General features: G+C 60.0%; 9 protein-coding genes and 1 pseudogene. 8 read left to right on the forward strand and 2 right to left on the reverse strand.

The genetic code is table 11. The features are described 5' to 3' along the window. Positions 1-17: 17 nt before the first annotated feature. The 7 genes and pseudogenes from B3F77_RS14610 to B3F77_RS14640 all read left to right on the forward strand — a co-directional run bounded on the left by B3F77_RS14610 (position 18) and on the right by B3F77_RS14640 (position 5,999). Positions 18-1,484: an N-acyl-D-amino-acid deacylase family protein gene (locus tag B3F77_RS14610; RefSeq protein ID WP_293605658.1), complete on the forward strand. Its 1,467-nt coding sequence runs from the start codon at positions 18-20 to the stop codon at positions 1,482-1,484. Position 1,485: 1 nt separating this feature from the next. After that, complete coding sequence (locus B3F77_RS14615) at positions 1,486-2,625, forward strand: DSD1 family PLP-dependent enzyme (RefSeq protein ID WP_293605659.1); 1,140 nt, start codon at positions 1,486-1,488, stop codon at positions 2,623-2,625. A gap of 19 nt (positions 2,626-2,644) precedes the next feature. Then, positions 2,645-3,616, forward strand: coding sequence for an ornithine cyclodeaminase family protein (locus tag B3F77_RS14620; protein ID WP_293605660.1), 972 nt, complete (start codon positions 2,645-2,647; stop codon positions 3,614-3,616). A 63-nt stretch (positions 3,617-3,679) separates the two neighbouring features. Then, positions 3,680-3,925, forward strand: a pseudogene (locus B3F77_RS14625) (TRAP transporter large permease subunit); the annotation flags it as partial. A gap of 44 nt (positions 3,926-3,969) precedes the next feature. Continuing rightward, complete coding sequence (locus B3F77_RS14630; RefSeq protein ID WP_293605661.1) at positions 3,970-4,980, forward strand: TRAP transporter substrate-binding protein; 1,011 nt, start codon at positions 3,970-3,972, stop codon at positions 4,978-4,980. A 246-nt stretch (positions 4,981-5,226) separates the two neighbouring features. Continuing rightward, a complete protein-coding gene (locus B3F77_RS14635; RefSeq protein WP_293605668.1) occupies positions 5,227-5,457 on the forward strand; it encodes a hypothetical protein in 231 nt (76 codons plus the stop codon). Then, positions 5,448-5,999, forward strand: coding sequence for a TlpA disulfide reductase family protein (locus tag B3F77_RS14640; RefSeq protein ID WP_293605662.1), 552 nt, complete (start codon positions 5,448-5,450; stop codon positions 5,997-5,999). Before B3F77_RS14635 ends, B3F77_RS14640 begins: the two co-directional genes overlap by 10 nt. Before the next feature lie 145 nt (positions 6,000-6,144). Here B3F77_RS14640 and B3F77_RS14645 read toward each other — a convergent pair whose 3' ends face one another. Next, complete coding sequence (locus B3F77_RS14645; protein WP_293605663.1) at positions 6,145-7,071, reverse strand: LysR family transcriptional regulator; 927 nt, start codon at positions 7,069-7,071, stop codon at positions 6,145-6,147. Between the two features lie 216 nt (positions 7,072-7,287). On the opposite strand from B3F77_RS14645, the gene B3F77_RS14650 reads away from it, so the two are divergent. Next, entirely contained in the window at positions 7,288-7,578 is a 291-nt protein-coding gene (locus B3F77_RS14650; RefSeq protein ID WP_293605664.1) for a DUF4148 domain-containing protein, read from the forward strand. A gap of 103 nt (positions 7,579-7,681) precedes the next feature. On the opposite strand, the gene B3F77_RS14655 is transcribed toward B3F77_RS14650, so the two are convergent. After that, positions 7,682-8,411 (reverse strand): cation:proton antiporter (locus tag B3F77_RS14655; RefSeq protein WP_293605665.1); only part of this gene is annotated, 730 nt, incomplete at its 5' end.

Below are 8,411 nucleotides of genomic sequence, written 5' to 3' on the forward strand. Positions count from 1 at the left end.
CAACTCAAAGGCCCCTGATGCAGGAAAATTTTGACCTTCTGATTCGCAACGCAAGCATCGTCGATGGTACGGGCGCGCCCCGTTTCACGGGTGATATCGGCATTCGTGGCGACCGCATCGCGCGTATCGGCGATCTCTCAAAGCTGCGCGGCGAGGTGGAAGTCGATCTGGCGGGTCGCATTGCGGCACCGGGTTTCATCGACGCGCACACCCACGACGATCGCCTCATGCTGTCCAACCCCGACATGGCGCCCAAGGTCAGCCAGGGTGTGACCACGGTGATCGGCGGCAATTGCGGCATTTCGCTGGCACCGATGCCGCGCCCCATTCCCAATCCGGTCACGCCGCCGCTGAATCTGCTAGATGACCAGGGGGGCTGGTTTCACTTCCCCACGTTTTCGTCCTACATCGATGAGTTGCGCGCCAAGCCCGCCGCCACCAACTGCGCCATGCTGGTGGGGCACACCACTTTGCGCGTGGCCACCATGGATGACCTGACGCAGCCGGCGAGTACGGCCGAAATCGGCGCCATGCGCGAACTGGTCGACGAGGCCATGCGCGCGGGCGCCATCGGCGTGTCCACCGGGTTGTTCTATGAGCCGGCGATTGCCGCGCCCACTGAGGAGGTGATCGAGATCTGCCGACCGCTCAAGAAATTCAACGGCATGTATTGCACCCACATGCGCGACGAGGCGGATCGGGTGATCGACTCGCTGGAGGAAAGCTTTCGCATCGGCCGCGAGGTGGGGGTGCCGGTGGTGATCTCGCACCACAAGCTGGTGGGGCAGGCGAATTATGGCCGCTCCAAGGAAACGCTGTCCTTCATCGAAAAAAACATGGCCAAGCAGGCGATCTGCCTGGACTGCTATCCCTACACGGCCGGCTCCACCATCCTGTCCGCTGACCGGGCGGCAACTTCCACACGCGTCATTGTCAGCTGGTCGAAAGCGCTGCCTGAGTATGCCGGCCAAGACCTGGCCGATATCGCGCAAAAAATGGGAGTACCCCAGGAGGAGGCAGTTCGGCGCCTGAGCCCCGCCGGTGCGATCTACTTCAGGATGGACGAGGCCGATGTGCAGCGCATCCTGAAGTTCGACCAGACCATGATCGGCTCCGACGGCCTGCCGCATGATGCGGCACCGCATCCGCGGCTGTGGGGAAGTTTTCCGCGCGTGCTGGGCCACTATGGACGCCTGCTCGGGCTTTTCCCGCTGGAGACCGCCGTGCACAAGATGACCGGACTGACGGCGAAGAACTTCGGCCTGCGGGACCGGGGCGTCTTGAGGGAAGGGGCATACGCCGACTTGACCCTGTTCGATGCGGACACGGTGGACGAGGTCGCCACCTATGAGAAGCCCATCGCGCCGGCACGCGGTATCGACACGGTGATTGTCAATGGCGCCATTGTCTGGCGCGATGGACGGCCGACGGGCGCGCGGCCCGGGCGGGTACTTACGCGTGAAACGCAAGACACGGGGAACTGAGATGCCGAAACAAGTTCTGGAACAGCTGGAAACACCCGCGCTGATTCTTGATGAGGCGCGGATGGACCGCAACATCGAGCGTATGCGCAGCCATCTGCGCCGCCTGAATGTGACCTTCCGTCCTCACGTCAAGACCAACAAATGCATGGACGTGGCGCGTCGACTCATGGAAACACCGCAAGGTCCGATCACGGTCTCCACCCTGCTGGAGGCCGAGTATTTCGCGGCGCACGGGGTCAAAGACATCCTGTACGCCGTCTGCATCGCGCCGAACAAGCTGGACCATGTGATGGCCCTGCAGGACAAGGGGGTGCGGCTGTTGCTCCTTCTGGACAGCATGGAGACCGCCCGGATTCTGGCCGAGCGTGCCAAGGCGGCGCGGCATCCCTTCAACGTCCTTATCGAGATCGATTCGGACGGTCACCGTTCGGGCGTGAGGCCCGACGCTGCCGAGTTGGTCGAGATCGGCCAGTTCCTCGAGGGCGCCGGCATTACGGTGAAGGGGGTGCTCACCCATGCCGGAAGTTCCTACGACTGCCCATCCGTGGCCGCGATTCGCGCCATGGCCGAGCAGGAGCGTGACGCGGTCGTTCATGCGGCCGATCGGCTGCGCGCGGCGGGCATGGCGTGCCCGGTGGTTAGCATGGGCTCGACGCCGACCGCGCTGTTCGCCGAGCATCTGGAGGGCGTGACGGAGGTGCGTGCCGGCGTGTTCGTCTTCTTCGATCTGGTAATGGCCGGCCTGAATGTCTGCCGGTTGGACGACATCGCCCTGTCGGTCCTGACCACGGTGATCGGGCATCAGCGCGAAAAAGGCTGGACCATTCTTGATGCCGGGTGGATGGCCATGTCACGCGACCGTGGCACGGCCAAACAGCCAGTGGACCAGGGTTACGGCGTCGTCTGCGACCTTGATGGCCAGCCGTTGGACGACTTCATTCTGGTGGGCGCCAACCAGGAGCACGGCATCATGGCGCACCGATCCGGCAAGGTGGACAGCGCGCTGCACCTGCCTGTGGGCAGCCAGGTTCGGATCCTGCCCAACCATGCCTGTTCCACCGCAGCGCAGTATGGTCATTACAACGTGCTGGGATCCGGTCACGAGATCACGGCGTCCTGGCAGCGTTTCAGCGGCTGGTAAAGCCAGAAAGGAAGACGACATGTTGGTCATTTCCGAAGAGGACGCTCGCGTCCTGGTGAGCGTTGAAAGCGCCATCGCCGCGGTCGAAAAAACCTTCGCCGCCATGGCGCGCGGCGAAGCCCGTAATTACCCTGTCGTGCGCGAGGTGGTGGGCTATCAGGATGCTGTTTTCGGCGTCAAGACTGGCTGTGACACCAGTGCTCCCATTCTTGGCCTCAAGGCGGGCGGTTACTGGCCCCATAATTTGGCAAAGGGGTTGACCAATCACCAGTCTTCGACCTTGCTGTTCGATCCGGAAACGGGCCGCGCCTCGGCGCTGGTCAGCGCCAACTACCTGACCGGGGTGCGCACCGGAGCAGCCAGCGCCATCGCCACCAAGTATCTGTCACGCCCCGACAGCACCGTGCTCGGCATCATCGGCACCGGCGCCCAATCGGCATACCAGTTGCGCGCTACCCTGGCCGTGCGCCCCATCCGCAAGGTCTACGCCTGGGACCCCTCTCTGGAAAATATCGCGACTTTCGGCCGCATAGTGGCGGAACTTGGACTGGAGTACGCCCCCCAAACCGACTGTCAGGCGGTGGCGGTCAACGCCGACATTCTGATCACCGTGACGCCCTCGCAACGTGCCTTGGTAGAAAAATCCTGGGTGCGCGCCGGCACCCATGTCAGCGCCATGGGGGCCGACACCAAGGGCAAGCAGGAATTGGATCCCGCCTTGGTGGCAAGTGCCGCCTTGTTTGTGGATGAGACCGCACAGGCCATCACCATCGGCGAATGCCAGCATGCCTATAACGCCGGGTTGATCACGGCGCAGAGCTTGCGCGGCAGCATCGGAGAGGTCATCGCAGGGTTCTGCGATGGACGGCGTACAGCACAGGAAATCACCCTCTTCGATGGCACCGGTGTGGCCTTGCAGGACCTGGTGGTGGCCGACCTCGCCCTGCGCCTGGCCGCAGAGCTGGGCCTTGGCTCCCGCGTCGAGTATTAGTCGACGATGTCACAAATGAAGTCTTGGGCTGTTCCATCCGCAATGCGGTTAATTACGCCAGCCTCCGTGCTCAAGGCCGGGATCAATCCGGCTTACTTTGGCGTGTTGTTCGTCATGAACAACGCCATCGGCCTGATCACACCTCCGGTGGGCACGGTGCTCAATGTCGTGTGTGGTGTGGCAAAAATCACCATGGACGACGCCTTCAAGGGCGTGCTGCCCTTCCTGGTGGCCGAGCTGGTCGTGCTTTTCCTGCTGGTTCTTTTTCCCCAGATCGTCACAGCGCCACTTCATTGGTGGATGCACTGACAAATTTTCCCCAACCCCTGTCATTTATATTTAAGGAGACAACCATGTTTAAACGCAGAACCCTCGTATCAGCCCTCGCCGGCGCCGCCTTGCTGGTGGCGACTTCAGCCTTCGCCCAGTACGCCGAGCGAACCATCAAGTGGACCAACGGCGTGAACGAAGACCACTCAGTCGGACTGGGCGTCAAGAAGATGCAGGAGGTGCTTAATGCCAAGACCGGCGGCAAGATCAAGATCAATGCTTTCTGGGGCGGCTCCGCGGGTGGTGACCTTGCTGGTGCCCAGGCTACGCGTGCGGGTACGCAAGAGATAGTGTGCACATCCGGCTCGGCCTTGATGGGTATCGTCAAGGAACTGGGCGCGTTCGACCTGCCGTTTCTGTTTGCCAACGAACAAGAAGCCTACACCGTGCTGGACGGTCCGGCTGGAAAGTACTTCAACAAGAAGCTTGAAGAAGCTGGCCTTGTCAATCTGGCCTACTGGGAAAATGGCTTTCGCAACTTGACCAATAGCAGGCACGCGGTTAGCAAAATCGAAGACTTTGACGGCTTGAAAATACGTGTCATGCAGAACAGCATTTTTCTCGACACGTTCAAGACACTGGGTGCCAACCCGACGCCGATGGCCTTTGGGGAAGTATTCACCGCGCTGGAAACCAAGGCCATCGATGGCCAGGAAAACCCCTTTTCCACGATCGAGACAGGCAAACTCTATGAGGTCCAGAAGTATTTGACGGTGACTCGTCATGCGTACTCACCCTTCTTTGTGCTTTACAGCAAAAAGCTGTGGGATCAGCTCAACCCGCAGGAGCAGGCCGTGCTGCGTGAAGCGGCACTGGAAGGGCAGACGGTCCAGCGCGATGCAAGCCGCGCGCAGGATGCTAAGTCATTCGCCATCCTCAAGGCACGGGGTATGGTGGTCAATGATATTTCTCCTGCAGAGAAGGCCCGCATTATTGCCAAGCTAAAGCCGGTTTATGACAAGCATGTGCCCACTATCGGCGCTGAGGCTGTTAACGTTGTGCTGAATGCCCTGAAAAAGGCGCGCGGCGGCTGATCCAGTCCGTAGCACTGTTTGATGCAAGGCCGCCAGGGGCAACCCTCGCGGCCTTTTTCCGAGGCTCAATTGGAGATGCACGGTTCGAAGCCATCCGCCTGGGCGAGTGTCCCAACATCATCTGGGTGCGTCTGCACACTGACCGCGCTGGGTAGCAAAAGCCGCGATGCCATCCGCATGGACAGCCTCGATCTGCTCAAACAGCATGCGAAGGACTGCGAAGCCCTGATCTGAGTCAGTGAAACGCTGCGCCACAAATGGGACTTCAAGGACTATCTGCAGACGGGTGTGGCCATGCTCGACCTGAGCTGGTGCAGCGGCCTCACCGAGGCGCGCAAGATTGCCGGCATGGCCAAACATTATTACGCTCAGCGCAGCCTCACAGGCTTCATATTTCGTTCACTAAAAAATCCCATCTCCGTAATCAGTCATTGGACTGACCTTGCACGCCTGTCACGAGAAAGCGCATGCCAGTAAAAAAGGGGGGGAAAGGTAAACTTGGCGGAATGAAAATAATTTTCTCTTGGGTATTGCTCTGTCTGGCAGCAACAACTTTTCCCGCATTCGCGAAAACCCCCGGTGAGGTCGAGGTCGGCAGCCTTCTTCGCGAAGCACAAATGCAGGGGCTTTCCGGCCCCTCTAAAAAACTGTCCGCATTCCGCGGCAAGCCTCTGGTCATCAACGTATGGGCCAGCTGGTGCCCCCCCTGCCGACAAGAAATGGGATCCTTGGAAAGACTCTCACGCCGCTATGGGGGAAAGCAGTTCGAAGTGATAGGCATCTCGACCGACGACTACCCGGACCGTGCCGCGGCGTTTCTTCAACAATCCCACACCACATTCAGCAATTTCATCGACAGCAAGCTGTTTATGGAAAACATGCTGGGAGCCGATCGGCTTCCCTTGACGCTGCTGGTCGATGCTCAGGGTCGGGTGCTTGGCAAGTACTATGGGGCAAAGCAATGGGACAGTCCTGAAGCGTTGGAAATCATCGCAAAAGCGTTCCGCATCAAGATGTGACTTTGTGTTGCCTTGGCTGTGGCCATCGAACGGCTCACTTGCCGCGTTTCCGGGAAAGCCGCGGTGGTCGAAAGTCCAGAAGGGTTACAAATTTTCGTAACCCTTTTTTGTTTTGGGCTGCGCCATAAAATTGCCCTGGGCGGCCTCAGGCCGGCGGTGCCTCCATTTTTTTGATCACCGCTCGCGTGTACTCGGTCATGAACTCCAAAAACACGCTGGTTCTTGCGGGAATGAACTTGCGGCTTGGCAGCGCGGCATACAGGGTGTTTCTGCCGGTGATCCAGGGTGCCAGAACGCGTTGCAGTTCCCCGCTGTTGAGCAAGTTGGCCACCAGGTCAATTGACTGGCTGGAGATGCCTGCGCCGTCGACGCAGGCGCGTATCAGGGTGTCGGTGTGGTTCACCAACAGGGCGGCCTCGATCTGCACTTCCAGTACGCGCTGTTGCTCTTGCGGGTTGATGAGCCGCCAGCTGCGGTGGCGGTTGGCCGGCAACTTGACCCTCAGACAGCGGTGCCCGGTGAGGTCTTCGGGCTGCTGCGGAATGCCGTGCTCGCGCAGGTACTTGGGCGACGCGCACAGGATGCCGTCCGAAGACGCAATCGGCCGCGCGATGATGTTGGCGTCAAAAGTGTCTTCCGCGCCCAGCAGGGTCAGGTCGTAGTCTTGAATCGGCGGCAGCAGCGGCGAGTCCACATGGATGTCGAGCACGACCTTGGGATAAAGCCGCCCAAACTCGGCCACCAGCGGCGCCAGCACATGCACGCCAATGAGGGGTGGTGCAAAGATGCGTATGACGCCGGACATTTCCTCTGCATTGGCCTGCGCGGCGGCATGGGCCTCGTCAATGTCATTGAGGATATGGCGCACGCGGGCCAGATAAGCTTCGCCGACATCCGTCAGGGCCAGGCGCCGGGTCGTGCGCTGCAGCAGCCGCACGCCGAGGTGGTTTTCCAGGTCGCCAACGAGCCGGGTCACCACGGCTGCCGACAGGTCGAATTTGCGCGCCGCAGCGGCAAAACTGCCATCGTCCACTACTTGCTGAAACACGCGCATTGATTGAAGCCGGTCCATGGTGTCCTTGATATATCGCCTTTATTATTGCTAAGTTAACAATAATTACTTGTTTTATTTGATATTTATTGATCCATTTGATTGTAATAAAGTAAAAGCATCGATGAGCCAAGACCCATAACAAGGTGACTCACCGAGGTTGGACAGGCGGGGAACTACATCGAGAAGTGCCCGCCATATCCGGTATGTCACTGTACTTTTGAGAGGATATTCATCATGAAATCAAACTTTATTGGCACCGCTGTGCTGGCGGTAGCTGCGCTGACTTCCGTGGCCGCTTCTGCAGAAACCTTCAACTCCTACCTGTTCGACCAGATGAGCGCGCCGGCGACCAAAACCCGCGCTGAAGTCAAGGCCGAGGTGCTGCAAGCCCAGCGTGAAGGCGCCCTGGCAGGCTCCAGCTACAACGGCGCGGCGGCCCAGCAAACCGTGAGCGCCCCCCGGGCCGACAAGGCCGGTGCCTCGCCACAGGCCGCGGCCGACCTCGTCAAAACCAGCCAGCATTAAGCGCTACAACCGCTATAAAAATAGTAGCTGCATTCGTCCTACCTATATGGGCCATAGGCTATTTTTACTAAAAAATTCGGTAAAGCACCGGCGCAGGACCAGTTCACCCCCCTGGCGGGCTGGAACCTGGTTTTTCCGCTGGATTGTGTTTGCTCAGGGCTTTGCGCGCTTCATACCGCTGCATCAGCGGCGTGACCGAAATGCCGTGTGCAATGACCGAGGCGACGACCACGGCAAGTGTGAGCGACAGCAGGCGCTCGGCCAGCGCCGGTTCGATGTCGTGGCTGATGGCGTAAAGCAGGTAATACAGCGAGCCGATGCCGCGAATGCCGAACCAGCTCATCAGCCGGCGTTGCGCGCCTTTGACGGGCGTTCCCAGCAGGCCGATATAAACTGCCAGCGGGCGAATCACCAGAAACAGCACCGGGATGAACCACAGCATTTCGGCGCGAAACTTGACGGTGTCCAGCAGCACGCCCACGGCCATCACAATGCCGACTTCCACAAAGCTCTCAAGCTGGCTGTTAAAGCGCTGCACCGCATTCATCATGTGGGCGGGCGCTTCGGCGCCTGATGCTTCGAGGTCCGCAGGGCTAAGTGCGGCCGCGGGTTCGGGTTCGGGCTCGGGTGGCGGAGCCGATTTTGGCTCGTCAATGCGGCGCAGCGCCAGCCCGGCGGCGAACACCGCCAAAAACCCGTAGGTCTGGCTTAAAAGGGCCAAACCATAGGTGAATGCAATCAGGCCCAGGGCAATGAATTCGTCAGAGCCCAGCGCTTCGCGGTGGCGCATGCGCAGGTAGATGATGGCGCGGCCGACCAGCGTGCCCATCAGG

Origin of the sequence: Polaromonas sp. UBA4122 (genome assembly GCA_002381615.1) — a bacterium.
In the GTDB taxonomy this organism is placed as follows: domain Bacteria; phylum Pseudomonadota; class Gammaproteobacteria; order Burkholderiales; family Burkholderiaceae_C; genus Polaromonas.

Coding starts and splice junctions, on each gene's coding strand:
- B3F77_RS14610 (WP_293605658.1), top strand. CDS start 18: ATGCAGGAAAATTTTGACCTTCTGATTCGCAACGCAAGCATCGTCGAT.
- B3F77_RS14615 (WP_293605659.1), top strand. CDS start 1,486: ATGCCGAAACAAGTTCTGGAACAGCTGGAAACACCCGCGCTGATTCTT.
- B3F77_RS14620 (WP_293605660.1), top strand. CDS start 2,645: ATGTTGGTCATTTCCGAAGAGGACGCTCGCGTCCTGGTGAGCGTTGAA.
- B3F77_RS14630 (WP_293605661.1), top strand. CDS start 3,970: ATGTTTAAACGCAGAACCCTCGTATCAGCCCTCGCCGGCGCCGCCTTG.
- B3F77_RS14640 (WP_293605662.1), top strand. CDS start 5,448: ATGCCAGTAAAAAAGGGGGGGAAAGGTAAACTTGGCGGAATGAAAATA.
- B3F77_RS14645 (WP_293605663.1), bottom strand. CDS start 7,071: ATGGACCGGCTTCAATCAATGCGCGTGTTTCAGCAAGTAGTGGACGAT.
- B3F77_RS14650 (WP_293605664.1), top strand. CDS start 7,288: ATGAAATCAAACTTTATTGGCACCGCTGTGCTGGCGGTAGCTGCGCTG.